This is a genomic window from Burkholderia sp. MR1-5-21, assembly GCF_053427715.1.
Genome location: NZ_JBSAXD010000024.1, coordinates 43,166 through 69,087 on the forward strand (window position 1 = coordinate 43,166; position 25,922 = coordinate 69,087).

Below are 25,922 nucleotides of genomic sequence, written 5' to 3' on the forward strand. Positions count from 1 at the left end.
ATGAGTCTGATGTAAATGGGGATTGATCGTCGCGCGCCGCCGCGCCCTCAGGCCTTGCCGGGCAGCGCGAGTTTCAATGCGGCCACGAGGCGGGCGTTTTCGTCGGGAGAACCGACGGTCAGCCGCACGCATTCGGCCAGCAATGGGTGCATTTTACTCACGTTTTTGACGAGCACCCGCTCGGTGAGCAGCGCATCGAACACGGCGGCCGCGTCCGGCACGCGCACCAGCAGGAAATTGCCGGCGCTCGGGAACACCGTCGTGCCCGGCAGCGCGGCCACCGCCAGCGCGAGGCGCGCGCGTTCGGCGCGCAGTTCGGACGCCTGCGCGTCGAGCACGTCGAGGTGGTCGAGCAGGAAATCGGCGCTCGCCTGCGTGAGCACGTTGATGTTGTACGGCGGGCGCACCTTGTCGAATTCGGCGAGCCACGCCGGCAGCCCGGCGAGATAGCCGAGGCGGATGCCGGCGAGGCCGAGCTTCGACACCGTGCGCATCACGACGACGTTGTCGAACTCCGCTGCGCGCGGCAGCCACGAACGCTCGGCGAACGGCTGGTACGCCTCGTCGATCACGATCAGGCTGTGCTGCGCGGCCGCGATGATCCGCTCGATGCCCGCTTCGTCGTAAAGCGTGCCGGTCGGGTTGTTCGGGTAGGCGAGATAGACGAGCGCCGGACGGTGCTCGGCGATCGCCGCGAGCATCGCGTCGACGTCGAGCGTCAGGTCGGCCGCGAGCGGCACGCCGACGAACTCGAGCTGCGCGAATTTCGCCGACAGCTCGTACATCACGAAGCCCGGCACCGGCGCGAGCACCTTCGCGCCCGGCTTCGCGCATGCGACCGACATCATGCTGATGATTTCGTCGGAGCCGTTGCCGAGCAGCACGTCGCAGGCGGCCGGCACGCCCATCGCGCGACGCAGCTTGTCAAGCAGCGCGGCCGGGCGCGGCGCCGGATAACGGTTCAGCGCGACCTGCGCGAGCCGCTCGCCGAGGGCCGCCGCGAGCGGCGCCGGCAGCGAGTACGGGTTCTCCATCGCGTCGAGCTTCACGAACCCGCTCGCGTCCGGTACCGGGTAGCTCGTCATCGCGAGCACGTCCTGGCGAATGATGTCTTGTGGCGTCGTCATGGTCTGCAAGCCGGCGTGCGTCGCACCGGCATCAATTGGCCGGCAAGGCGGCGGCTGCCACCCTGCCCTTCGTCTCCTGCGCGTACCCGGGCTGGCGCTTCAGCGCCTGCCCGAGTCCCGTACAGAGCGCCGAACGCTCAGTTCTGGCGGTCGGCGGTCCCCTTCATCCGGTACTCGGCGCTCTTCGCATGCGCGTGCAGCCCTTCGCCGTACGCAAGCTCGGACGCGATCTCGCCGAGCGTCTGCGCGCCTTCCGCGCTCACTTCGATCAGGCTCGAACGCTTGATGAAGTCGTACACGCCGAGCGGCGACGAGAAGCGCGCGGTGCGCGACGTCGGCAGCACGTGGTTCGGGCCCGCGCAGTAGTCGCCGAGGCTCTCGCTCGTATAGCGGCCGAGGAAGATCGCGCCCGCGTGGCGGATCAGCTTGCCCCACTGCTGCGGCTCCAGCGCCGAAATCTCGAGGTGCTCGGGCGCGATGTCGTTCGCGATCCTGCACGCTTCCGCCATGTCGCGCACCTTGATCAGCGCGCCGCGGCCTTCGAGCGACGCACGGATCACGGCCTCGCGCGGCATCGTCGGCAGCAGCTCGTCGATCGCCTTCTCGACGCGCTCGATGAACGACGCGTCCGGGCACAACAGGATCGACTGCGCGAGCTCGTCGTGCTCGGCCTGCGAGAACAGGTCCATCGCGACCCAGTTCGGATCGGTCGTGCCGTCGCACAGCACGAGGATCTCCGACGGCCCGGCGATCATGTCGATGCCGACCGTGCCGAACACGCGGCGCTTCGCCGACGCGACGTACGCGTTGCCGGGCCCGCAGATCTTGTCGACGGGCGGCACGGTCTCGGTGCCGTACGCGAGCGCGGCGACTGCCTGCGCGCCGCCGATCGTGAACACGCGATCGACGCCGCCGAGCAGCGCCGCGGCGAGCACGAGGTCGTTCTTCACGCCGTCCGGGGTCGGCACCACCATCACGATCTCGCCGACGCCCGCGACGCGCGCCGGAATCGCGTTCATCAGCACCGACGACGGGTAGGCCGCCTTGCCGCCCGGCACGTACAGGCCGACGCGGTCGAGCGGCGTGACCTTCTGGCCGAGCACCGTGCCGTCGGCTTCCGTGTACTGCCAGCTATGCGTGCCGCACTCGATCTTCTGCTTCTCGTGGTACGCGCGCACGCGCGCCGCGGCCGCCTCGAGCGCGGCGCGGGCCTTCGGCTCGAGGCTGTCGAGCGCCGTCTGCAGCGCGTCCTGCGGCAGCTCGAGCGCAGCGACGCTGTTCGCGTTCAGCCGGTCGAAGCGGTTCGTGTAGTCGAGCACCGCGGCGTCGCCGCGCGCCTTCACGTCGGCGAGGATCTGCGCGACCGAGCGCTCGATCGCGTCGTCTTCGCTCGCTTCGAACGCGAGCACCGCACGCAGCGCGGCGTCGAAGCCCTGGCTCGTCGAATCGAGTTTGCGGATGGTGATGGACATGGGGAGTTCCGTTTCGGTGATGCGCTTACCCGCCGTTGCGCGACGCGCGTTCGAACGCGTCGAGGATCGGCTGGAGCGCCGCGCGCTTCAACTTCAGCGCAGCCTGGTTCACGACGAGGCGCGACGAGATCGGCATGATCTCCTCGACCTCGACCAGATTGTTCGCCCGGAGCGTGCCGCCCGAGCTGACGAGGTCGACGATCGCGTCCGCGAGGCCGACGAGCGGCGCGAGCTCCATCGAGCCGTACAGCTTGATCAGGTCGACGTGCACGCCCTTCGCGGCAAAGTGTTCACGCGCCGTCTCGACGTACTTCGTCGCGACGCGCAGGCGCGCGCCCTGGCGCACCGCGTTCGCGTAATCGAAGCCCGCGGGCACCGCGACCGACAGCCGGCAGCGCGCGATGTTCAGGTCGATCGGCTGGTACAGGCCCGAGCCGCCGTGCTCGAGCAGCACGTCCTTGCCGGCCACGCCGAAATCGGCCGCGCCGTATTCGACGTAGGTCGGCACGTCGCTCGCGCGCACGATGATCACGCGCAGGTTCGGGTCGGTCGTCGGCAGGATCAGCTTGCGCGACGTTTCCGGATCCTCGGCGACCTGCACGCCGGCCGCGGCGAGCAGCGGCATGGTTTCCTCGAAAATCCGCCCCTTCGACAGGGCGAGGGTCAGCGGCGCGCTCATGCTTGGCTCCCGGAAACGCGGCGCACGTTCGCGCCGACAGCAGTCAGTTTGGTTTCCATCCGGTCGTAACCCCGGTCGAGGTGATAGATGCGGTCGACGAACGTCTCGCCTTCGGCACGCAGGCCGGCGATCACGAGGCTCGCGGACGCGCGCAGGTCGGTCGCCATCACCTTCGCGCCGGACAGCTTGTCGACGCCCGTCACGAGCGCCGTGTTGCCGTCGACGGTGATGTTCGCGCCGAGCCGGTTCAGCTCCTGCACGTGCATGAAGCGGTTCTCGAAGATCGTCTCGACCACCTGCGCGGTGCCCGTCGCAACCGTGTTGAGCGCCATGAACTGCGCCTGCATGTCGGTCGGGAACGCCGGGTATTCGGACGTGCGGATCGTCACCGCGGACGGCCGGCGGTCCATCTTCACGCGCAGCCAGGTATCGCCTTCCTCGACCGTCACGCCGGCCTCGCGCAGCTTGTCGATTACCGCGTCGAGGATGTGCGGGCGCACGCCCGTCAGCGTCACGTCGCCGCCCGCGGCCGCGACCGCGCACAGGAACGTGCCGGCCTCGATGCGGTCCGGAATGACCGAATGACGCGCGCCGTGCAGCCGCTCGACGCCCTGGATCACGAGCCGGTCGGTGCCGATGCCGTCGATTTTCGCGCCCATTTCGACGAGCAAGTGTGCGAGATCGCTCACTTCCGGCTCGCGTGCGGCGTTCTCGATCACCGTCTCGCCGTCGGCGAGCGTCGCGGCCATCAGCAGGTTCTCGGTGCCCGTCACCGTGATCATGTCGGTGACGATGCGCGCGCCCTTCAGCCGCTTCGCGCGCGCCTCGATGAAGCCGTGCTCGATGCTGATCTCGGCGCCCATCGCCTGCAGGCCCTTGATGTGCTGGTCGACCGGCCGCGCGCCGATCGCGCAGCCGCCCGGCAGCGACACCTTTGCCTCGCCGAAGCGCGCGAGCAGCGGCCCGAGCACGAGGATCGACGCGCGCATCGTCTTCACGAGTTCGTACGGCGCCACGAGGTTGTCGACGCGCGACGCGTCGAGCTGCACGTGGCTGCCCGTCATCTCGCTTCTGACGCCCATCTGGTTCAGGACCTTCAGCGTGGTGCGGACGTCCTTCAGGTTCGGCACGTTGTCGAGATGGACCGGGTCGGCCGTGAGCAGGCCCGCGCACAGAATCGGCAGCGCCGCGTTCTTCGCACCCGACACGACGATCTCGCCCGACAGCCGGCGGCCGCCTTCGATCACGAGCTTGTCCATCCCATGTCCCTGCGAATCCCGATTGCCGGCCGGGTGTGCCGTGGCGACGTTCTCGACGGCGTCGCGCTCGTTGACGGTGTCTTGCACTCAGTGTTTCCGGTTATGCGTTCTGCCATTCGGCGGGCGTCAGCGTCTTCATGCTGAGCGCGTGGATTTCCTGCTTCATGCGGTCGCCGAGCGCCGCGTAGACGAGCTGGTGCCGCTGGATCGGCCGCTTGCCCTCGAAGGCGGACGACACGATCGTCGCGAAGAAGTGCTGGCCGTCGCCTTCGACTTCCAGATGCGTGCAGGCGAGCCCGCCCGCGATGTATTGCTTGACCTGTTCGGGAGTCGGCAACATGGTGATGCTCCTGTCGGTACGTGCCAGCCCGCTCGCGGCGTCACGACGCGCCCCGGCGGGGCGGCGTGCGCCGCGAGCGGCGGCCGATTCAAATCAATGACGCAGTTTGTAGCCGGTCGCGAGCAGCCGCATCGCGACGAGCGCGAGCAGCACGAAGAAACCGGTGACGATCGCGAGGCTCGCGAGCGGGTTGACGTCGGACGCGCCGAAGAACCCGTAGCGAAAGCCGTCGATCATGTAGAAAAACGGGTTGAGACGCGAGATTTCGCGCCACACGGGCGGCAGCGAATGCGTCGAGTAGAACACGCCGGACAGGAACGTCAGCGGCATGATCAGGAAGTTCTGGAACGCGGCGAGCTGGTCGAACTTCTCGGCCCAGATCCCGGCGATGAGGCCGAGCGTGCCGAGGATCGCCGCGCCGAGCAGCGCGAACGCGAGGATGAACACCGGCGCTGCGAACTGCATCGGGACGAACCACACCGTCACGACGAACACACCCGTGCCGACCGCGAGCCCGCGCACGACGGACGCGAGCACGTACGCGCCGTAGAAATCGCGGTACGACAGCGGCGGCAGCAGCATGAACACGAGGTTGCCGGTGATCTTCGACTGGATCAGCGACGACGAGCTGTTCGCGAACGCATTCTGCAGCACGCTCATCATCACCAGGCCCGGCACGAGAAAGCTCACGTACTCGACGCCCGGATACACCTGGACGCGGCCCGTCAGCGCGTGGCCGAAGATCGTCAGGTACAGCAGCGCCGTCACGACGGGCGCGAGCACCGTCTGGAACGACACCTTCCAGAAACGCAGGATTTCCTTGTAGAACAGCGTCCGAAAACCGCTGCCCAGCTCGCGCCGGGCCGCCCCAAGCGTGCTGGGCGCCCCCTCGGGGGGCAGCGAACGAAGTGAGCGTGGGGGCTGTTGTTTCATGCCAGCCCCTCGATCATCTCGGCCCCGTTCATCACCTGGACGAACACATCCTCGAGGTCGGCCTTGCGGACCTCGATCTCGTCGAACGTGCAGCCCGCGGCGCGGCACTGCGCGAGGATCCGCTCGACCTCGTCGTAGTTCGCGAGCCGCAGCAGGTGTTCGCCGGGCGCGCGGGCGGCCGGATCGGATTCCAGCGCACGCAGCTCGACGGGCAGCGCACCGAGCGCGAAGCGCAGGTACAGCTGCAGGCCCGCGAAGCGTTGCAGCAGCGCGTCGGTGCGGTCGAGCGCGACCACTTCGCCCCGGCGCAGCATCGCGATGCGGTCGCACAGCGACTCGGCTTCCTCGAGGTAGTGGGTGGTCAGCACGATCGTGTGACCTTCGCGGTTCAGGCGCGAGATGAATTTCCACAGCGTCTGGCGCAGCTCGACGTCGACGCCGGCGGTCGGCTCGTCGAGCACGATCACGGGGGGCCGGTGCACGAGCGCCTGCGCGACGAGCACGCGGCGCTTCATCCCGCCCGACAGCGCACGCATGTTCGCATCGGCCTTCTCGGTCAGGTCGAGATTGGCCATCACCTCGTCGATCCAGTCGTCGTTGCGGCGCAGCCCGAAGTAGCCGGACTGGATCCGCAACGTTTCACGCACGGTGAAGAACGGATCGAACACGAGCTCCTGCGGCACGACGCCGAGCGCGCGGCGCGCACCCCGGAAGTCCTTGACGACGTCGTGGCCGCGCACCGAGATGCTCCCTTCGTCGGCCCGGGCAAGCCCGGCGAGGATGCTGATGAGCGTGGTCTTGCCCGCGCCGTTCGGGCCGAGCAGACCGAAGAACTCGCCTTCTTCGACCGACAGGCTGACGCCCTTGAGCGCCTGAAGCGACTTGTAGCGCTTCTTGACGTGACGGATTTCTATGGCTGACATGACTGTGCGCGGCGCAACGGCCGCGACGCCTATTCTGTGCTTGCTGCGAAAGAAAAAGGGGGCCCGACAACGATCGGCGGCCCCGCAAAACGCTTGATTATAGGGCAAACCGGCGGGTGGGACGGGCACACGGGGGACGGGTACCCGGGGCCGGCGCCCGGGAGCGGGCCGGCAGGGTTCAGCGGGTGAGCGTCAATGTCGCCCGCTGATGAGCGCGTCGACGCCGTACGCCTGCGCGAGGCTCTCGAGCTTCGGGGGGAGATTGAGGATGTCGAGGGTGGCGCCGCGCGAGCGCGCGGCACGTTGCCATGCGAGCAGCACGGCGAGCGCGGACGAGTCGAACTGCGTCAGCGCCGCGCAGTCGACGGCGGTCGCGCCCGCGCCGATCTGCGCGAGCCCCGCCGCGAGCGCGGCCTGCGCGCTCGCGTGGGTCAGCGAGGAGCCGGCTTCGAAGCCGCTCACGATGCCTGCTTGCCGGCAGCAAGCTCCTGGTTGCGCTGCGCGAGGAACTGGATCAGGCCATCCACGCCGCTTTGCTGGATCTTCTCGTTGAACTGCTGCTGGTACGTCTGGATCAGCCACGCGCCGAGCACGTTCAGGTCATACACCTTCCAGCCCTGCTGCGTCTTGTACAGACGGTAGTCGATCTGGACCGGCTGGCCGTTGTTCATCGCGACCGTGCGGACCACGACATCGGTGTCGTCCGGGCTCGCGCGGAACGGCGGGTACTGGATCTGCTGGTCCGGCTTCAACTGCGCGATCGCGCCCGAATACGTGCGGATCAGCAGCAGCTTGAACTGCTCCATCACCTGCTGCTGCTGCGCCGGCGACGCCTCGCGCCAGTGGCGGCCCATCGCGAGCTGCGTGGTGCGGCGGAAATCGGTGTACGGCAGGATGTCCTTGTTGACGATCGTGATGATGCGGTTCGTGTCGCCCTGCTTGATCGTCTGCTGCTTCACTTCATCGAGAACCTGCTGGGTCGCCGTCTTGATCAGCGCTTGCGGGTTCGTCTGGTCGACTTGCGCGTGTGCCGCACTGCCAAACGAGAACAGTGCCGCGAAAACAGGGATCAGGAACAGTTTCTTCATAATATTGGCCTGCATGGATGAGTCGATGCGGAGGTTGGAGCCGGTAGCTTACGCGCAAGTTCGCGGCTGCTACCGACTGAATCGTTTCCGGCTGTAACGTATGTAAATCCGATCAATGCAGGCGGATGCTCGGGAAGCGCAGCCCGCCAGGCGCGGGCGGCGTCACCTGCATCGGCGGCACGGACGTTTCGCTGCCCGGATTCGGCGCACCGGCCGCTTCCGACCCCGATGCCGGCGCTGCGGCGCCGGATGCACCCGCCGGCGCGGACGCTGCGGCCGGCGCTGCCGCCCCCGTCGCTGCCGGCGCAGCCGTTCCGTCGTCCGGCAGCTCGTATTTCGGCAGCGCTTCGCTGCCCGACGACACGCCCGCTTCGCCGCGCGCGTTGCTGATCAGCATCTGCCGGCGCTGCAGGTACGCGTTGCGCACGAACGAATACTTGTCGATCGCCGCCGCCTCCAGCACGTCGCCCGCACCGAGCAGGTTCGCGCGCGTGTTGACCAGGTTCACGCCATACACGCCCCAGCTCAGGCTGTCCGGCTTCACATAGGTGAGCGGATTGCCGACGTAGTCGACACCGAGCCCCGCCGCGTCGCGCACCGTGCTCGGCCCGAGCAGCGGCAGCACGAGATACGGGCCGGCGGGCATGCCATAGCGGCCCATCGTGACGCCGAAGTCGGCCGTGTGCTTCGGCAGCTTCGCGACCGTCGCGACGTCGAACAGGCCGCCGACGCCGAACACCGTGTTGATCACGACGCGCATCAGGTCGCCGACGCCGTCGGCGATCCGCAGCTGCACGATGTTGTTCGCCGCGATGTAGAGGTCGCCGATGTTCGAGAACACGTTCGTCACGCTGTCGCGCACCGGCTGCGGCACCACGTACTGGTAGCCCTTCGCGACCGGCTTCAGCGCATACGTGTCGACGGTGTCGTTGAACTTGAACATCGTGCGGTTGAAGCCTTCGAGCGGATCGCCCTTGGTCGGCGTCTGCACGGTGGCGCAGCCGCTGAGCGCAGTCACCGCTGCCACCGCGAGCGCGGCGTGCCTGATGCGAATCGTCTGCATGATCGTTACCCTCTTGGATGCTCTCGTGTGGTTATTGGGCAGCGGCGCCCGACGCGGCGGCAGGCGCCGGCGCCGGTGCGGGCACGGCGGCCGCGCCGGAAGCCGGCTTCGAGCCGCCCGCGTCCGCTGCCTTGCTGTACAGGAACTGGCCGATCAGGTTCTCGAGCACGATCGCCGACTGGGTCATCGTGATCGTGTCGCCCGCCTTCAGCATCTCGGAATCGCCGCCCGGATCGAGGCCGATGTACTGTTCGCCGAGCAGGCCCGACGTCAGGATCTTCGCGGACGAATCCTTCGGAAACTGGTACTGGTTGTCGAGATCGATCGTCACGAGCGCCTGGTAGGTGTTCGAATCGAAGCCGATCGCCTTCACGCGGCCGACCACGACGCCCGCGCTCTTCACCGCCGCGCGCGGCTTCAGGCCGCCGATGTTGTCGAATTTCATCTTCACCGCATAGGTCGGCTGAAACGACAGCGAGCTCATGTTGCCGACCTTCAGCGCGAGGAACAGCACCGCGAGGAAGCCCACCACCACGAACAGGCCGACCCAGAAGTCGAGAGCAGTCTTTTTCATCGTCATCCCAAAATATGGCTTGGCTGAGGCTTAGCTGAACATCAGCGCAGTCAGCAGGAAATCGAGGCCGAGTACCGCGAGCGACGCGAACACGACCGTCTTGGTCGTCGCGCGCGACACGCCTTCAGGCGTGGGCTTCGCCTCGTACCCTTGAAACAGTGCAATGAAGGTCACGGCGAACCCGAACACGATGCTCTTCAGCACGCCGTTGCCGACGTCGGCCCAGACCTCGACGCCGCCTTGCATCTGCGACCAGAACGCACCCGGATCGACGCCGATCAGCACGACGCCCACGATGTAGCCGCCGAGCACGCCGACCGCGCTGAAAATCGCGGCCAGGAGCGGCATCGTGATGATCCCCGCCCACATGCGCGGCGCGATCACGGTCTTGATCGGATCGACGGCCATCATCTCGAGCGCGGTGAGCTGTTCGCCGGCCTTCATCAGGCCGATCTCGGCGGTCAGCGACGTGCCCGCCCGGCCCGCGAACAGCAGCGCCGTGACGACGGGCCCGAGCTCGCGCACGAGCGACAGCGCGACGAGCAGGCCGAGCGCCTGCTCGGATCCGTAGCGGTTCAGCGTGTAATAGCCCTGCAGGCCGAGCACGAAGCCGACGAACAGCCCCGACACGGCAATGATCACGAACGAATAATTACCGAGAAAGTGGATCTGCTTCGTGACAAGCCGCGGCCGCCGCAGCAGCGGGAAGAATTCCAGCACGAGGCGCACGAACAGGCGCGTGCCGTAGCCTGCGCGTTCGAGGCCGCCGATGACGTAACGTCCGATCGCGCTGATCATGCGCGCCCTCCGCCGAGCCCGAAGTCCGCGCCGAGCGGCGGGCTCGTGTAGTGAAATTTGAACGGGCCGTCCGGCGCGCCGTCGATGAACTGGCGCACGCTCGGATCGGTCGATGCGCGCAGCTCGTCGGGGGTGCCCTGCGCGAGCACGCCGCCGTTGGCCAGGAAGTAGACGTAGTCGGCGATCGCGAACGATTCCGGCACGTCGTGCGTGACGAGGATCGACGTCGCGCCGAGCGCCTGGTTCAGCGTGCGGATCAGGTTCGCCGTGATGCCGAGCGAGATCGGGTCGAGGCCCGCGAACGGCTCGTCGTACATGATCAGCTGCGGATCGAGCGCGATGGCCCGCGCGAGCGCGATGCGCCGCGCCATGCCGCCCGACACCTCGGACGGCATCAGGTCGCGCGCGCCGCGCAAGCCCACCGCGTTGAGCTTCATCAGCACGAGATCGCGAATCAGCTCCTCGGGCAGGTCGGTATGCTCGCGCAGCGCGAACGCGACGTTCTCGAACACCGACATGTCGGTGAAGAGCGCGCCGAACTGGAACAGCATGCCCATTTTGCGGCGCAGCGCGTACAGGCCGTCGCGCGTCTGCGCGCCGACGTCCGCGCCGTCGAACAGCACCTGGCCGCGGCGCGCCCGCACGAGCCCGCCGATCAGGCGCAGCACGGTGGTCTTGCCACAGCCCGAGCCGCCCATGACCGCGACGACCTGGCCGCGCGCGAAGCGCAGGTTCAGGTTCGACAGCACGAGGCGATCGCCGTAACCGAAATCGACGTCGCGGAGTTCCAGCAGTGTCTCGGTGGGGGAGGGGCTCACGGAGCTGACAGTCCTTTTACGCAGAACGCCGAATTATAGGGCCTGCATTGGAATCATGTCGTGACGCTGCCTGCGGCCCTCCGGTCAACCATTGTCAAATTATCAGGCGAAATTTTGCTGCAACGCAATAAGCGCAGCCCGATAGTCGTCCGCGCCCGTCACCGCGCTGACCACCGCGACGCTGCCGACGCCTGTCGCGAGCACGGCCGGCAGCGTGTCCTGCGCCACCCCGCCGATCGCGACGAGCGGCGCCTGCGCACCCGCGAAGGCCGCGTAGCGGGCGATCCGGGCAAGCCCCTGCGGCGGCGCGGCCACCGCCTTGGTCCGGGTCGCAAATACGGGCCCGAGCGCGAGATAGCTCGGACGCACGTGCAGCGCGCGCAACATTTCGTAATAGCCGTGGCTCGACAGTCCGAGCCGCAGTCCCGCGCGCGCGATCGCGGCGAGATCGGCCGTCTCGAGGTCCTCCTGGCCCAGATGTACACCGTATGCACCGGCATCTGCAGCGATCTGCCAGTGATCGTTGATGAACACGCGCGCATCCGGATGGCGGCGCCCTGCCGCGACCGCACGCCCGATTTCGGCACGCAGCACGTCCGGCGCAGCGTCTTTCACGCGCAGCTGCACGGTGAGGACACCGCAGTCGAGCACCCGTTCGACCCATTCCGCGCTCGGCACGACCGGATACAGCCCCAGTTGCGCCGGACACGGCGGGAACGCCGGCTCGGGCGCGGCCGGCAGCCCCGCGATGCGCGGGAACCGCGCGGCGTCGACCGGCCACGCGTCGGCCGCGCGCCTCTCGGTCACGGTATCGGTCACCGTCTCGTCGCCGTCGCGCCACGCGAGCGCGAGCACCAGCGCATCGAGCGGCGCGAAGCCGCAATCGACGAACGCGGCCAGCGCGGGGATCCAGTCGTCCCCGAGCGGATGCGCGGCGTCGAGCGCATGACGCTCGCCCGCGCGATGCAGCACCGCGCTGCGTTCGCCGTACTCGATCACCGCGACGTCGGGCGACGCCGGCCGCGACGCGGCCGATGCAAGCGCACGCGCCGCGTGGTCGCCCGCCGTCGCGATCAGCACGTCGCCGTCGGCGAGCGTGGCGGGCGGCGCGACGCACAGGCGCCAGCTTGCCGGGCCGCGCGGCCAGTCGCCGAGCCGCGCGCGGATCCGTTCGGCCGCTTCCGCGAGCTCGTCGGCCGGCGGCCAGAATGCGGCGGCGAACCCCGCGCTCACGCGCAGCCCCCGTCCTGGTGCCAGAACGGCATGCCGACGACGGGCGTGCTCGCGTGCGCGGTTTCGCGCGCGTCCATCGGCCCCGCGAGATACGCCGCGCGGCCGGCGTCGACGCCCTGCGCGAACGCGCGCGCCATGATCTCCGGATGGGTCGCCTGCGACACCGCGGTGTTCAGCAGCACGCCGTCGAAGCCCCACTCCATCACCTGGCACGCGTGCGACGGCACGCCGAGCCCCGCGTCGACGATCAACGGCACGTCCGGCAGCCGCTCGCGCAGCACGCGCAGCCCGTACGGGTTCACGACGCCCTTGCCGGTGCCGATCGGCGCGCCCCACGGCATCAGCGCCTCGCAGCCCACGTCGAGCAGGCGCCGGCCGATCACGAGATCCTCGGTGCAGTACGGCAGCACCTTGAAGCCGTCCTTGACGAGCTGCGCGGCGGCCTCGATCAGGCCGACCGGGTCGGGCTGCAGCGTGTAGTCGTCGCCGATCAGCTCGAGCTTGATCCAGTCGGTCTCGAACACCTCGCGCGCCATGTGCGCGGTCGTGAGCGCCTCGGCGACGGTCTGGCAGCCCGCCGTGTTCGGCAGGAGCGGCACCGCGTGGCGCTTGAGCAGGTCGAAGAAGCCGGCCTCGGCGGTGCCGCCCGACATCTGGCGGCGCAGCGCGACCGTCACCATCCCGGGCCGCGCGGCGGCGATCGAGTCGGACAGCGATTGCAGCGACGGATAGCGCGACGTGCCGAGCAGCACGCGGCTTGCAAAGGTTTCGCCGTACAGCGTCAGCGCATCGGCGGAAGTGAGGGACGTCATCTCGTGTTCCTGGAAAGAGCGGGGACGAACCGGCGGCGCTCAGCCGCCCGCGACGGGGTGCACGACGTCGAGCTTGTCGCCCGCCGCGAGCGCGCGCGCCGCATGCTGCGTGCGCGCGACGAACGTGCCGTTCAGCGCCACCGCGTACGGCGGACGCGCGCCGAACGCGCTCAGCGCATCGGCAACCGTCGCGCCGTCGGGCAGCGTCAGCATCTGTTGATTGATCTGGATATCCATGGCGTGCTTCGTCGAATTCGGGAAGGCGGCGCGCGTCAGGCCGGCTGGCGCGCGTCGTCTCGGTGATGAAGGAGATCCGGCCAGCGCGCCGCGCCGCGCCACGCGGCGAACGCATCCGTGCCGCCGAGCGTGCCGGTGAGCGCGGCCTCGGCAAGCGCGACCGCGGCATGCGCGACTTCCGGCGCGATCATGAAGCCGTGCCGGTACAGGCCGTTGACCGCAAGCGTCGCCGCGCCGTCCCAGATCACCGCCGGACGATGATCGGGCAGCGTCGGCCGGCACTGCGAATTCAGCTCGAGGATGCGCGCCTCGCCGAACGCCGGATGCACGGAGAACGCGGCGCTCAGCAGCTCGAGCGCGGAACGCACGCTGACGGGCGACATGTCCTCGCCCTCCACTTCGGTCGCGCCGATCACGTACAGGTCGTCCTGCTTCGGCGCGATGTACAGCGGATAGCGCGGATGCAGCAGCCGCACGGGCCGCGTCAGGCCGATGCCGGGCGCGTGCACGCGCGCGACCTCGCCGCGGATGCCGCGCAGCGCGGGCAGCACCGGCTTCGCGCCGAGCCCGCGGCAGTCGATCGTGAAGTGTGCGTCGGGCCGGTTGTGCGCGTCGATCGCGACGTGCCAGTGCGTGTCGACGCCGCGCTCGGCGAGGCCCGCGGCAAGCGCGCGCAGCGCCTGGCGATTGTCGAGCTGGCCTTCGCGCGGCAGCAGCAGCCCGCGCGCGAAGCGGCCCGCCAGCGCGGGTTCGGCCGCATCGACCTGCGCGCCCGCGAGCGTGACGAAGCCGCCGTCGAGCAACTCGGCCGGCGCGTTCGCGCGCACGCGTCGCTCGAACAGCGGCGCCTCGGCGCGATCCGCGTGATGCCAGACGACCAGCGTGCCGTGATGCTGGAAGAACACCGGTTCGGGCAGCTCGGCGAGCCACTGCGGCCACCGCGCGAGCGACGCGGCGCCCAGCTCGGTGATCAGCAGCTCGGCGCTGGCCGCCTCGGCGAGCGGCGCGAGCATCGCGGCCGCGATCCAGGCGGCCGACTGCTCGCCATCGGGGCCGCCGCGCTCGTACAGCGCGACGCGGTGCCCGTCGCCGGCGAGCCGCCATGCGATCAGGCGGCCGACGAGGCCGCCGCCCAGCACCGCGAAATCCGGCCGTGAGTTCATGGCGGTCATCGCGCGCCCTCCTCGCGGAACACGCGTGCGTGACGTGCGGACGCACGTGCGCGAGCCCGTGCGAATGCACGCGGGGCGAAACAAAAGACTGAAGATTGAACGGTCATCGCATCCTTCCGTAACGCGCAATGCGCGTACCCAAAAGGACGAAACCGGCAGCAAAGGCCGGCCGGGCGGGACAGGGCGCTGGCAATGGGGAGGCAGCCAGCACGGCCCGGCGGGATCGGAAACTTCCCGCGCCGGTATTACCCGGATCGGGTGCAAAGGGTCTCTCTCAGCCTCGCCGCGCCGCCCGAACCTTCTGCCGGCCGCGCACGAAGCACCCCTGTTTCGTCGACGGCCATTAGACCATAAAAGCGGAAAGCGCCGCAAACTGTCCCCGGTCGGCAATTTCACCGATGCCGCGCGCCGGTCTGGCACAATGCCCGCAGGCCGGCGCGCAATCGCACGCCGGCGGCCGTGTCACCGCCGGCCGTGAAGGACCGTCCAGGAACATTAAGGGCCGTTTAAGATGCGCGGGTCACCATCCGGAACACCCGCGCCAGCCGGCACCCAGGCGGCACTTTTCCCGGCATGCCGTTTCGCGGCGCGCGCCCTGCCCCACCCGGCGCGCGCCGGCTACTCATCAGGAAGCACATGACCCAATCGACCCACACCGCCCACGACATGCCGCAGGACGAGCGCCCGGTATCCGCGTGGAGCCTCATCAAGCCCTACTGGGTCTCGTCCGAGTGGAAGATCGCATGGGGACTGCTCGCGACGATCATCGCGATCAACCTCTGCGTCGTCTGGATCAACGTGCGGCTCAACAAGTGGAATGCGGAGTTCTACAACGCGCTGCAATCGAAGGACGTCCACGATTTCCCGAACCTGCTGATGCAGTTCTCGGCGCTCGCGTTCGGCTTCATCATCCTCGCCGTGTACGGCCGCTACCTGCGGCAGATGCTCGGCTTCCGCTGGCGCCAGTGGCTCACCGAGCGCTTTCTCGGCCAGTGGCTCGGCGACCGCGCGTTCTACCGGATCGAACGCGATCGCCTCGCCGACAACCCCGACCAGCGGATCACCGACGACCTGCAGTCGTTCGCGACGACCACGCTGTCGCTGTCGCTCGACCTGCTGTCGACGGTCGTCACGCTCGTGTCGTTCATCACGATCCTGTGGTCGCTCGCGGGCGCGCTGACGTTCACGCTCGGCGGCACGCCGATCGCGATCCCCGGCTACATGGTGTGGGCGGCCGCGCTGTACGCGGTGGTCGGCTCGCTGATCATCCAGAAGGTCGGCCATCCGCTCGTGTCGATCAACTATCAGCAGCAGCGCGTCGAGGCGGATTTCCGCTTCGGGCTGATCCGCGTGCGCGAGAACGCCGAGCAGATCGCGTTCTACGACGGCGAGAACACCGAAAACGGCAACGCGCACAACCTGTTCATGCGGATCCGCGACAACTGGTGGCGCGTGATGAAGTACACGAAGCGGCTCACGTTCGTGCTGAGCTTCTACGGCCAGATCGCGATCATCTTCCCGCTCGTCGTCGCCGCACCACGCTACTTCGCGGGGGCGTTCTCGTTCGGCGTGCTGATGCAGATCTCGTCCGCGTTCAACACCGTCAGCGACTCGTTCTCCTGGTTCATCAACAGTTACAGCACCCTCGTCGAATGGCGCGCGACGGTCAACCGTCTGCGCGAATTCAAGCGCGTGATGGGCGCGTCGCACCTGAAGGAAAGCGTGTCGCCCGCCACCGAGCACGGCGGCATCAACCTGCATTACGTCGATTCCGAGCAGCTGTCGACGTCGTCGCTGAAGCTCGCGCTGCCGAACGGCAATGCGCTCGCGGACATCGGCACCGTCACGATCGAGCCCGGTTCGCGCTGGCTCGTGATCGGCAAGTCGGGTTCGGGCAAGAGCACGTTCATGCGTGCGCTCGCAGGCCTGTGGCCGTTCGGCGACGGCGCGATCGACGCGCCGGTCGGCGCGCGGATGATGTTCGTGCCGCAGACGAGCTATCTGCCGATCGGCACGCTGAAGGCCGCGCTCACCTACCCTGCCACCGCCGACACGTTCAGCGACGACGCGTGCCGCGACGCGCTGCGTGCGTGCCGGCTCGAGGACTACGCGGACCGGCTCGGCGAGACCGCGCACTGGACCCGCGTGCTGTCGCCGGGCGAACAGCAGCGTCTCGCCGGCGCACGCGTGCTGCTGCACAAGCCCGACTTCCTGTTCCTCGACGAAGCGACGAGCGCGCTCGACGCGGACAACGAAGCGCGCCTCTATCACCTGTTCAACGAGCGCCTGCCGCAGGCCGCGATCGTCAGCATCGCGCATCGCGAAGCGCTCGCTGTGTACCACGGCGGCACGATCAACGTCGAGCGCGTGAGCGACAACGACAGGGTCGCCGCGTAACGCCTGCGAATCGGCGGCCGGAGCGCGTCGAGCGTCCCGGCCGCCGTCCGCACCGGCGCACCCCGTTCGCGGGTTTGCGCTGGCCACCGGGCCCGTTCACGCTTGCGCCGGCCCCGGCTCCCCTCCTCCCGTCTCCTCCAGCGCAATCGACGCCGACACGATCGGCCGGTGCGACACCCCGTCGTGCGACAAATGGCTCTCGAACAGCGTGAGCGCATCGAAACGCAGCGCGACCGGCGCGTGCAACGCGCCGCCGTGCGCCGGCTGGCCGACCGCGTAGTGCGGCAGTCGCGCGAGCGTCACGTGCGGCCGGAACGGCCGGCGATCGGTCGGCATCCCGATGTCCTGCAACGCCGCGACGAGCGCGTCGTTCAGCGCGATCAGCGCCGGTTCCGCGCCCAGTTCCGCGACGATCAGGCGCGCCTTCGGCAGGCTTGGCCACCACGCGAGCCGCTCGACCTGCTGCAGCGGCAACGCATGCGCGGCCGCCAGCACGGGTAGCCGCACGGCCAGCGCATCGCATGCGCCGCGCTCGATCGCGCCGAGAAACGCGAGCGTCACGTGAAGCTGCGCGGGCTGCGTGTGGCGCGCGCCGCGCGTGACCGGCAACGCGTGCAACGCGTCGCGTGATGCCGCATCGGGCATCAGTGCGACGAATGCACGGAGCCGGTCCGCGTCCATGGTCAGCGCACCGCGACGCCGGGCGCGGCCCCGGTTTCGAGCGCCGCCGCCGGACGCTGCGGCAGCGGGCCGTGCTCGCCCCACACGTCGGTCGGCAGCACGCGCGCGAGTTCGGGAATCGTGTTGCGCGTGAACACCGGATCGGCGATGCCTTCCGCACGCTGGCGGCGGTAGTCGCGCCATGCGGCGTGCGCGTACTTGCCGAGCGCGAGGATCGCGATCAGGTTGATGATCGCCATCAGGCCCATGCTCGTGTCGGCCATCGCCCACACGAGCGGAAGCTGGCCGACGCTGCCGAACATCACCATCGCGAGCACCGCGATGCGGAACAGCGGCAGCATCCCGCGCCGCTTCGTGATGAACTCGACGTTGCCTTCCGCATACGCATAGTTGCCGATCACCGACGAGAACGCGAGGAAGAAGATCGCGACCGCCATGTAGGTGCCGCCCCATTCGCCGACATGGCTGGAGATCGCGCGCTGCGTGAGCGCCGCGCCTTCCATCCCGGCGCCGATCTCGTACTGGCCGGACAGCAGGATCACGAACGCGGTCGCGCTGCAGATCACGATCGTGTCGACGAACACGCCGAGCATCTGGATCAGCCCCTGCGTGACCGGATGCCGGGTGCTGGCCGTCGCAGCCGCGTTCGGCGCGCTGCCCATGCCGGCTTCGTTCGAGAACAGCCCGCGCTTCACGCCGATCGCGACCGCCTGGCTGACCGCATAGCCGGTCAGGCCGCCCGCCGCCTGCTCGAGGCCGAACGCGCTCTTCACGATCAGTGCGATCACGTCCGGCACCAGCGCGACGTGCGTCGCGACCGCGTAGACCGCGAGCGCGAGGTAGCCGATCGCCATCAGCGGCACGATCACCTGCGCGACCGTCGCGATCCGGCGGATCCCGCCGAAGATGATCGGCGCGGTCAGCAGCACGAGGCCGAGGCCGACCGCCGCGCGGCTCCAGCCGAACGACGTGTGGAACGCGTCGGCGATCGCATTCGCCTGCACCGCGTTGAACACGAAGCCGAACGCGAGGATCAGCGACAGCGAGAACAGCACGCCGAAGCCGCGCGAGCGCAGGCCCGTCTGGATATAGTACGCAGGGCCGCCGCGATACGTGCCGTCCGGATGCGAGACCTTGAAGATCTGCGCGAGCGTCGCCTCGACGAACGCGGACGACATCCCGACAAGCGCCGTCATCCACATCCAGAAGATCGCGCCGGGCCCGCCGACCGTCAGCGCGACCGCGACACCGGCGATGTTGCCGGTGCCGACGCGGCTCGCGAGCCCGGTCGCGAACGCCTGGAACGACGAGATGCTGCCCGGCTCGCCCTTGCTGCCGACGAGACGCATGCTGAGCAACAGCGCCTTCAGCTGGATCATCCGGAACCGCAGCGTGAACCACGCGCCCACGCCGAGCAGCAGCGCGATCAGCACGTAGTTCCACAACACGCCGTTGACGGCGTCGATCAGCCCTTGCACGAGTGCTTCCATCCAGTGTCCTTTTAAATGGGGTCAGTCATGTCGGCCACGTTGCGCGGCCCGGAGGGCGACATGATATGACAGTTCGCAAGGATTATTACAAAACGAAAGGAATCAAGGATGACGGAAAATCGGCGCCGAATGTCTTCAGATTAGGCGACGTCCGCGACAAAAGCGGCGCGACGGGAGGGAGAGGGAAAGCTGGGCGGACGCTCAGGGACAAACACGCGCGCGTGACCGTGGGTCACCGCAGCCCACAAAAAAAGCCGGGCGCCCTTGCGGACACCCGGCTTTCACGCGAACCCGCGCGCGGCGCTTACCGCGGCAGTTCCGAATGCCCCATCAGGTACGCATCGACCGACCGCGCGCACTGGCGGCCTTCGCGGATCGCCCACACGACGAGCGACTGGCCGCGGCGCATGTCGCCGGCCGCGAACACCTTGTCGACCGACGTGTAGTACGCGCGGTCGCCTTCGGTCGCCGCACGCGCATTGCCGCGCGCATCCTTGTCGATGCCGAACGCCTCGAGCACCGGCGCGGCCGGCTGCGTGAAGCCCATCGCGAGCAGCACGAGATCGGCCTTCATCTCGAACTCCGAGCCCGGCACTTCCTGCATCTTGCCGTCCTTCCACTCGACGCGCGCGGCGATCAGCTTCTCAACCTTGCCGTTCTTGCCTTCGAAGCGCTTCGTCGCGACCGCCCAGTCGCGCTCGCAGCCCTCCTCGTGCGACGACGACGTGCGCAGCTTGATCGGCCAGTATGGCCACACGAGCGGCTTGTTTTCCTCTTCCGGCGGCTGCGGCAGCAGCTCGAACTGCGTGACGCCCTTCGCGCCGTGACGGTTCGACGTGCCGACGCAGTCCGAACCCGTGTCGCCGCCGCCGATCACGACGACGTGCTTGCCCTTCGCGAGCAGCTGGTCGACGAGCTTGTCGCCGGCGTTCACGCGGTTCTGCTGCGGCAGGAAGTCCATTGCGTAGTGGATGCCGGCCAGCTCGCGGCCCGGCACCGGCAGGTCGCGCGGCGTCTCCGAGCCGCCAGCGATCACCACGGCGTCGAATTCTTCCTTGAGCGTCGCCGGCGAGATCGTTTCCTTCGCCATGTTGCCGATCGAATCCGGCAGCGCGTCCTTGCCGATGAACACGCTGGTGCGGAACGTCACGCCTTCCGCTTCCATCTGGCGCATGCGGCGGTCGATCAGCCACTTCTCGAGCTTGAAATCGGGGATCCCGTAGCGCAGCAAGCCGCCGATCCGGTCGCTCTTCTCGAACACCGTCACGTCGTGGCCCGCGCGCGCGAGCTGCTGCGCGGCGGCGAGGCCGGCAGGGCCGGAGCCGACGACGGCGACCTTCTTGCCCGTCTTGTGCGCGGCCGGCTGCGGCTCGACCCAGCCTTCGGCCCAGGCCTTGTCGATGATCGCGTGCTCGATCGACTTGATGCCGACCGGGTCATCGTTGATCCCGAGCGTGCACGCGGCTTCGCACGGCGCCGGGCAGATGCGGCCCGTGAACTCCGGGAAGTTGTTGGTCGAATGCAGGACCTCGATCGCCTGACGCCAGTCCTGGCGATACACCAGGTCGTTGAAGTCCGGGATGACGTTGTTGACCGGACAGCCGTTGTTGCAGAACGGGATGCCGCAGTCCATGCAGCGCGCGCCCTGGACCTTCGCGTCCGCGTCGGACAGCGCCGCGACGAATTCCTTGTAGTGCTTCACGCGCGTGAGCGGTGCTTCGTACGCCTCGTGGCGGCGTTCGAACTCCAGAAAACCGGTTGCCTTGCCCATAAGGTGCTCTTCTGATTACGTGTATCGGGTGGGGGAGCCGCGCGCCGCATTCATGCGCGCGCGGCCTCTGCTAAGTCGTTCGTCGCTCAGGCGGCCAGTTCTTCCTTCGCCGCCTTCTTCGCACCGATCTCGCCCAGCGCGCGCTTGTATTCGTGCGGGAACACCTTCACGAACTGGCGGCGCGCCGCGTCCCAGTTTTCCAGCAGCGATTTCGCGCGCGGCGAACCGGTGAACTGGAAATGACGCTCGACGAGCCCCTTGAGCAGCGCTTCGTCCGTCGTGCCCGCATGCCAGAGCGCGCGGTCGACCGTGCGCTCCTGTTCGGCCTGCTGCAGCACCGGATCGAGCGCGACCATCGACTTGTTGCACTTCGCCACGAACGTGCCGTCCGGGTCGTACACGTATGCGATGCCGCCCGACATGCCGGCCGCGAAGTTGCGGCCCGTCTCGCCGAGCACGACGACCGTGCCGCCCGTCATGTATTCGCAGCCGTGATCGCCGGTGCCCTCGACGACCGCCGTCGCGCCCGAGTTGCGCACGCAGAAGCGCTCGCCCGCGACGCCGCGGAAGAACGATTCGCCTTCGATCGCGCCGTACATCACCGTGTTGCCGCAGATGATGTTTTCCTCGGACTTGCCGCGGAAGTCGTTGGTCGGACGGATGATGATCCGGCCGCCCGACAGCCCCTTGCCGACGTAGTCGTTGCCGTCGCCGACGAGGTCGAGCGTCACGCCCTTCGCGAGGAACGCGCCGAAACTCTGGCCCGCCGTGCCCTTCAGCTGGATGTGCACCGCGTCGTCCGCGAGGCCGTCGTGGCCGTGCTTCTTCGCGATCACGCCCGACAGCATCGCGCCGACCGTGCGGTTCACGTTGCGTACCGGCTGGATGAACGACACGTGCTCGCCCTTCTCGATCGCGGCCTTCGCCTTCTCGATCAGCACGTGGTCGAGCGCACGCTCGAGGCCGTGATCCTGCACGTCGACGTGACGCGGCGCGACGTCCTCGCACTCTTCCGGCTGGTAGAACACGCGCGAGAAGTCGAGACCCTTCGCCTTCCAGTGCTCGACGCCCTTGCGGGTATCCAGCAGGTCGGCGCGGCCGATCAGGTCGTCGAACTTCGCGATGCCGAGCTGCGCCATGATCTCGCGCACTTCCTCGGCAACGAAGAAGAAGTAGTTGACGACGTGTTCCGGCTGGCCCGAGAACTTCGCGCGCAGCACGGGGTCCTGCGTCGCGACGCCGACCGGGCACGTGTTCAGGTGGCACTTGCGCATCATGATGCAGCCCTCGACGACGAGCGGCGCCGTCGCGAAGCCGAATTCGTCCGCGCCGAGCAGCGCGCCGATCACGACGTCGCGGCCGGTCTTCATCTGGCCGTCGGCCTGCACGCGGATGCGGCCGCGCAGGCGGTTCAGCACCAGCGTCTGCTGCGTTTCCGCGAGACCGAGCTCCCACGGCGTGCCCGCGTGCTTCACCGACGACAGCGGCGATGCGCCGGTGCCGCCGTCATGGCCGGCGATCACGACGTGATCGGCCTTCGCCTTCGCGACACCCGCCGCGACCGTGCCGACGCCCACTTCCGACACGAGCTTCACCGAGATGCTCGAGCTCGGGTTGACGTTCTTCAGGTCGTGGATCAGCTGCGCGAGATCCTCGATCGAGTAGATGTCGTGGTGCGGCGGCGGCGAGATCAGGCCGACGCCCGGCACCGAGTAGCGCAGCTTGCCGATGTAGTCCGACACCTTGTGGCCCGGCAGCTGGCCGCCTTCGCCCGGCTTCGCGCCCTGCGCCATCTTGATCTGGATCTGGTCGGCCGACGCGAGGTATTCCGCCGTCACGCCGAAGCGGCCCGACGCGACCTGCTTGATCTTCGAGCGCAGCGAATCGCCGTCCTTCAGCGCGATGTCGCTGACGATCTCGTCGCCGATCACCGACTTGAGCGTCTCGCCCGACTTGATCGGAATGCCGCGCAGTTCGTTGCGATAGCGCTTCTCGTCCTCGCCGCCCTCGCCGGTGTTCGACTTGCCGCCGATCCGGTTCATCGCGATCGCGAGCGTCGCGTGCGCCTCGGTGCTGATCGAGCCGAGCGACATCGCGCCCGTCGCGAAGCGCTTGACGATGTCCTTCGCCGGCTCGACTTGTTCGATCGGAATCGCCTTCGCCGGCGACACCCTGAATTCGAACAGGCCGCGGAACGTCATGTGGCGCTTCGTCTGATCGTTGATCAGGTGCGCGTATTCCTTGTACGTCTGGTACGAGTTGCTGCGCGTCGCGTGCTGCAGCTTCGCGATCGAATCCGGCGTCCACATGTGGTCTTCGCCGCGCACGCGGTACGCGTACTCGCCGCCCGCGTCGAGCATGTCGCGCAGGACGGGGTTGTCGCCGAACGCGTCACGGTGCAGGCGGATCGCCTCTTCCGCGACTTCGAACAGGCCGATGCCGCCGACCTTCGACGCGGTGCCCTTGAAGTACTTCTCGACGAGGTCGGTCGACAGGCCGAGCGCTTCGAAGATCTGCGCGCCCGTGTACGACATGTACGTCGAGATGCCCATCTTCGACATGACCTTCTGCAGGCCCTTGCCGACCGCCTTCGTGAAGTTGTAGACGGCCTTCTCCGGCGACAGGTCGCCCTTCAGGCCTTCGGCCATCTGCGCGAGCGTTTCCATCGCGAGGTACGGGTGCACGGCTTCCGCGCCGTAGCCCGCGAGCAGCGCGAAGTGGTGCGTTTCACGCGCCGAGCCCGTCTCGACGACGAGGCCCGTGCTCGTGCGCAGCCCTTGCTGGACGAGGTGCGTGTGGATCGCCGACGTGGCCAGCAGCGCCGGAATCGCGACGTGCTCGGCGTCGGTCTTGCGGTCCGACACGATCAGGATGTTGTAGCCCGACTTCACCGCGTCGACGGCTTCCGCGCACAGCGACGCGAGGCGCGCCTCGATGCCTTCCTTGCCCCACGCGACCGGGTAGCAGATGCTCAGCTCGTACGCGCCGAACTTGCCGCCCGTGTACTGGTCGATCGCGCGGATCTTCGCGATGTCCTTGAAGTCGAGCACCGGCTGCGACACTTCGAGACGCATCGGCGGGTTGATGTTGTTCGTGTCGAGCAGGTTCGGCTTCGGGCCGATGAACGACACGAGCGACATCACCATGTTCTCGCGGATCGGGTCGATCGGCGGGTTCGTGACCTGCGCGAACAGCTGCTTGAAGTAGTGATAGAGCGTCTTGTTCTTGTTCGACATCACCGCGAGCGGCGAGTCGTTGCCCATCGAGCCGACCGCTTCCTCGCCCTGCTGCGCCATCGGCGCCATCAGGAACTTCAGGTCTTCCTGCGTATAGCCGAACGCCTGCTGGCGGTCGAGCAGCGCGGCGCCCTCGGCGCGGCCTGCGGCGACCTGCTCGGCCTTCGGCTCGATCTCGTCGAGCTTGATGCGCACGGCGTCGATCCAGCTCTTGTACGGCTTCGCGTTCGCGAGGTTGTCCTTGAGCTCCTTGTCGTCGATGATGCGGCCGTGTTCCATGTCGATCAGGAACATCTTGCCCGGCTGCAGACGCCACTTCTTGACGATCTTCGACTCGGGGATCGGCAGCGTGCCGGCTTCCGACGCCATGATCACGAGGTCGTCGTCGGTCACGATGTAGCGCGCCGGGCGCAGGCCGTTACGGTCGAGCGTCGCGCCGATCTGGCGGCCGTCGGTGAACGCGATCGCGGCGGGACCATCCCACGGCTCCATCATCGCGGCGTGGTATTCGTAGAACGCGCGGCGGTTCTCGTCCATCAGCGTGTGCTGTTCCCACGCTTCCGGGATCATCATCATCACCGCGTGCACGAGCGGGTAGCCCGCCATCACGAGCAGTTCGAGACAGTTGTCGAACGATGCGGTGTCCGACTGGCCCGGGTAGATCAGCGGCCAGAGCTTCGGCAGGTCGTCGCCGAGCACGTGCGACGCGATCGCGCCGGTGCGGGCGTTCAGCCAGTTGACGTTGCCCTTCACGGTGTTGATCTCGCCGTTGTGCGCGATCATCCGGTACGGGTGGGCGAGTTCCCACGCCGGGAAGGTGTTGGTCGAGAAGCGCTGGTGCACGAGCGCGAGCGCCGACACGACGCGCTCGTCCTGCAGGTCGCGGTAGTACACGCCGACCTGGCCCGCGAGCAGCAGCCCCTTGTAGACGACCGTGCGCGCCGACATCGACGGCACGAAGTATTCCTTGCCGTGCTTCAGCTTGAGCGCCTGGATACGGTGGCTCGCGGTCTTGCGGATCACGTAGAGCTTACGCTCGAGCGCATCCGTCACCATGATGTCCTTGCCGCGGCCGATAAAGATCTGGCGGATCAGCGGCTCGCTCCCCTTCACGGTCGGCGAGATCGGCATCGCATGGTCGACCGGCACGTCGCGCCAGCCGAGCACGACCTGGCCCTCGGCCTTCACCGTGCGCTCGAGTTCCTGCTCGCACGCGATCCGCGACGCGTTTTCCTTCGGCAGGAAGATCATCCCCACGCCGTACTCGCCGGCAGGCGGCAGCGTCACGCCCTGCTTCGCCATTTCCTCGCGGTAGAACGCATCCGGAATCTGGATCAGGATCCCCGCGCCGTCGCCCATCAGCGGATCGGCACCGACCGCGCCGCGGTGATCGAGATTCTCGAGGATCTTCAGACCCTGTTCGATGATCTCGTGGCTCTTCTTGCCCTTGATGTGAGCGACGAAGCCGACGCCGCAGGCGTCGTGTTCGTTTTGCGGGTCATACAGACCTTGCGCGGCGGGCACCGCGTTGAGCGGCTGCTGGTGGTCGTTCATGGGGACACCGTCGTAAAGGGGCCTCGAGGGCCGTTGAACCATTTTGTTGTTGCCGCCGATTCCGCTTCCAGGCAGGAGGCGGCGCGGCCGACAGTGGGTCAGGCATGCTGCGCCCGGGCCACCGGAATTCGGAATATACGCGACGAATCAAAGGAATAGCAACAAAAACCGCTTGATAAGACCCCAATTAAACAGATGCATCGATGTGGTGCCGTTTTATTGGGGCCGTATCATTTTGGTGCAAAAAGAAGCGGCGCCCGCAGCA

The 25,922-nt window shown here is 68.0% G+C and carries 22 protein-coding genes and 1 riboswitch; of the genes, 1 reads left to right on the forward strand and 21 read right to left on the reverse strand.

The window, feature by feature from the left end:
• Positions 1 to 47: 47 nt before the first annotated feature.
• The 17 genes from hisC to ACV229_RS28155 form a co-directional block, all read right to left on the reverse strand.
• Positions 48 to 1,127: a histidinol-phosphate transaminase gene (gene hisC, locus ACV229_RS28075; protein ID WP_448086368.1), complete on the reverse strand. Its 1,080-nt coding sequence runs from the start codon at positions 1,125 to 1,127 to the stop codon at positions 48 to 50.
• Between the two features lie 137 nt (positions 1,128 to 1,264).
• On the reverse strand, positions 1,265 to 2,599 hold the full coding sequence (hisD, locus tag ACV229_RS28080; RefSeq protein WP_448086369.1) for a histidinol dehydrogenase: 1,335 nt from the start codon (positions 2,597 to 2,599) through the stop codon (positions 1,265 to 1,267).
• Between the two features lie 25 nt (positions 2,600 to 2,624).
• Complete coding sequence (gene hisG, locus ACV229_RS28085; protein ID WP_448086370.1) at positions 2,625 to 3,278, reverse strand: ATP phosphoribosyltransferase; 654 nt, start codon at positions 3,276 to 3,278, stop codon at positions 2,625 to 2,627.
• The gene (gene murA, locus ACV229_RS28090) at positions 3,275 to 4,624 is read right to left on the reverse strand and encodes a UDP-N-acetylglucosamine 1-carboxyvinyltransferase (RefSeq protein WP_448086371.1); all 1,350 of its coding nucleotides are present in this window, start codon (positions 4,622 to 4,624) and stop codon (positions 3,275 to 3,277) included. The genes hisG and murA overlap by 4 nt, the downstream gene beginning before the upstream one ends.
• A 13-nt stretch (positions 4,625 to 4,637) precedes the next feature.
• Positions 4,638 to 4,877 carry a BolA family protein gene (locus ACV229_RS28095; RefSeq protein WP_017333595.1) on the reverse strand — a complete coding sequence of 80 codons (240 nt, stop codon included), beginning with the start codon at positions 4,875 to 4,877 and terminating at the stop codon, positions 4,638 to 4,640.
• A 93-nt stretch (positions 4,878 to 4,970) separates the two neighbouring features.
• A complete protein-coding gene (locus ACV229_RS28100) occupies positions 4,971 to 5,810 on the reverse strand; it encodes an ABC transporter permease (protein ID WP_448086372.1) in 840 nt (279 codons plus the stop codon).
• Complete coding sequence (locus tag ACV229_RS28105) at positions 5,807 to 6,733, reverse strand: ABC transporter ATP-binding protein (protein WP_448086373.1); 927 nt, start codon at positions 6,731 to 6,733, stop codon at positions 5,807 to 5,809. Before ACV229_RS28105 ends, ACV229_RS28100 begins: the two co-directional genes overlap by 4 nt.
• Before the next feature lie 192 nt (positions 6,734 to 6,925).
• Entirely contained in the window at positions 6,926 to 7,195 is a 270-nt protein-coding gene (locus tag ACV229_RS28110; protein ID WP_448086374.1) for an STAS domain-containing protein, read from the reverse strand.
• A complete protein-coding gene (locus tag ACV229_RS28115; protein ID WP_448086426.1) occupies positions 7,192 to 7,821 on the reverse strand; it encodes an MlaC/ttg2D family ABC transporter substrate-binding protein in 630 nt (209 codons plus the stop codon). Before ACV229_RS28115 ends, ACV229_RS28110 begins: the two co-directional genes overlap by 4 nt.
• 112 nt (positions 7,822 to 7,933) lie before the next feature.
• The gene (locus tag ACV229_RS28120) at positions 7,934 to 8,884 is read right to left on the reverse strand and encodes an MlaA family lipoprotein (protein WP_448086375.1); all 951 of its coding nucleotides are present in this window, start codon (positions 8,882 to 8,884) and stop codon (positions 7,934 to 7,936) included.
• Between the two features lie 31 nt (positions 8,885 to 8,915).
• Positions 8,916 to 9,464 (reverse strand): outer membrane lipid asymmetry maintenance protein MlaD, encoded by a 549-nt coding sequence (mlaD, locus tag ACV229_RS28125; RefSeq protein ID WP_448086376.1) that lies wholly within the window; start codon positions 9,462 to 9,464, stop codon positions 8,916 to 8,918.
• 24 nt (positions 9,465 to 9,488) lie between these two features.
• Complete coding sequence (mlaE, locus tag ACV229_RS28130; protein WP_448086377.1) at positions 9,489 to 10,256, reverse strand: lipid asymmetry maintenance ABC transporter permease subunit MlaE; 768 nt, start codon at positions 10,254 to 10,256, stop codon at positions 9,489 to 9,491.
• Positions 10,253 to 11,074: an ABC transporter ATP-binding protein gene (locus ACV229_RS28135; protein ID WP_448086378.1), complete on the reverse strand. Its 822-nt coding sequence runs from the start codon at positions 11,072 to 11,074 to the stop codon at positions 10,253 to 10,255. Before ACV229_RS28135 ends, mlaE begins: the two co-directional genes overlap by 4 nt.
• Before the next feature lie 102 nt (positions 11,075 to 11,176).
• The gene (thiE, locus tag ACV229_RS28140; RefSeq protein WP_448086379.1) at positions 11,177 to 12,307 is read right to left on the reverse strand and encodes a thiamine phosphate synthase; all 1,131 of its coding nucleotides are present in this window, start codon (positions 12,305 to 12,307) and stop codon (positions 11,177 to 11,179) included.
• Positions 12,304 to 13,119 (reverse strand): thiazole synthase, encoded by an 816-nt coding sequence (locus ACV229_RS28145; protein ID WP_448086380.1) that lies wholly within the window; start codon positions 13,117 to 13,119, stop codon positions 12,304 to 12,306. The genes thiE and ACV229_RS28145 overlap by 4 nt, the downstream gene beginning before the upstream one ends.
• A gap of 39 nt (positions 13,120 to 13,158) precedes the next feature.
• Positions 13,159 to 13,356, reverse strand: a complete 198-nt coding sequence (thiS, locus tag ACV229_RS28150; RefSeq protein ID WP_448086381.1) for a sulfur carrier protein ThiS — start codon at positions 13,354 to 13,356, stop codon at positions 13,159 to 13,161.
• A 35-nt stretch (positions 13,357 to 13,391) separates the two neighbouring features.
• The gene (locus ACV229_RS28155) at positions 13,392 to 14,528 is read right to left on the reverse strand and encodes an FAD-dependent oxidoreductase (protein ID WP_448086382.1); all 1,137 of its coding nucleotides are present in this window, start codon (positions 14,526 to 14,528) and stop codon (positions 13,392 to 13,394) included.
• A 214-nt stretch (positions 14,529 to 14,742) separates the two neighbouring features.
• Positions 14,743 to 14,865: riboswitch (TPP riboswitch) on the reverse strand.
• A 299-nt stretch (positions 14,866 to 15,164) separates the two neighbouring features.
• Between ACV229_RS28155 and ACV229_RS28160 the strand changes: the two genes are divergently transcribed.
• Complete coding sequence (locus ACV229_RS28160) at positions 15,165 to 16,925, forward strand: ABC transporter ATP-binding protein/permease (RefSeq protein WP_448086383.1); 1,761 nt, start codon at positions 15,165 to 15,167, stop codon at positions 16,923 to 16,925.
• 96 nt (positions 16,926 to 17,021) lie between these two features.
• On the opposite strand, the gene thpR is transcribed toward ACV229_RS28160, so the two are convergent.
• The 4 genes from thpR to ACV229_RS28180 all read right to left on the reverse strand — a co-directional run bounded on the left by thpR (position 17,022) and on the right by ACV229_RS28180 (position 25,657).
• On the reverse strand, positions 17,022 to 17,606 hold the full coding sequence (thpR, locus tag ACV229_RS28165) for an RNA 2',3'-cyclic phosphodiesterase (protein WP_448086384.1): 585 nt from the start codon (positions 17,604 to 17,606) through the stop codon (positions 17,022 to 17,024).
• Positions 17,607 to 17,608: 2 nt separating this feature from the next.
• Positions 17,609 to 19,096 carry an alanine/glycine:cation symporter family protein gene (locus ACV229_RS28170; RefSeq protein ID WP_448086385.1) on the reverse strand — a complete coding sequence of 496 codons (1,488 nt, stop codon included), beginning with the start codon at positions 19,094 to 19,096 and terminating at the stop codon, positions 17,609 to 17,611.
• A gap of 304 nt (positions 19,097 to 19,400) precedes the next feature.
• Positions 19,401 to 20,867 (reverse strand): glutamate synthase subunit beta, encoded by a 1,467-nt coding sequence (locus tag ACV229_RS28175; RefSeq protein WP_448086386.1) that lies wholly within the window; start codon positions 20,865 to 20,867, stop codon positions 19,401 to 19,403.
• Between the two features lie 86 nt (positions 20,868 to 20,953).
• A complete protein-coding gene (locus ACV229_RS28180; RefSeq protein WP_448086387.1) occupies positions 20,954 to 25,657 on the reverse strand; it encodes a glutamate synthase-related protein in 4,704 nt (1,567 codons plus the stop codon).
• Positions 25,658 to 25,922 lie beyond the last annotated feature (265 nt).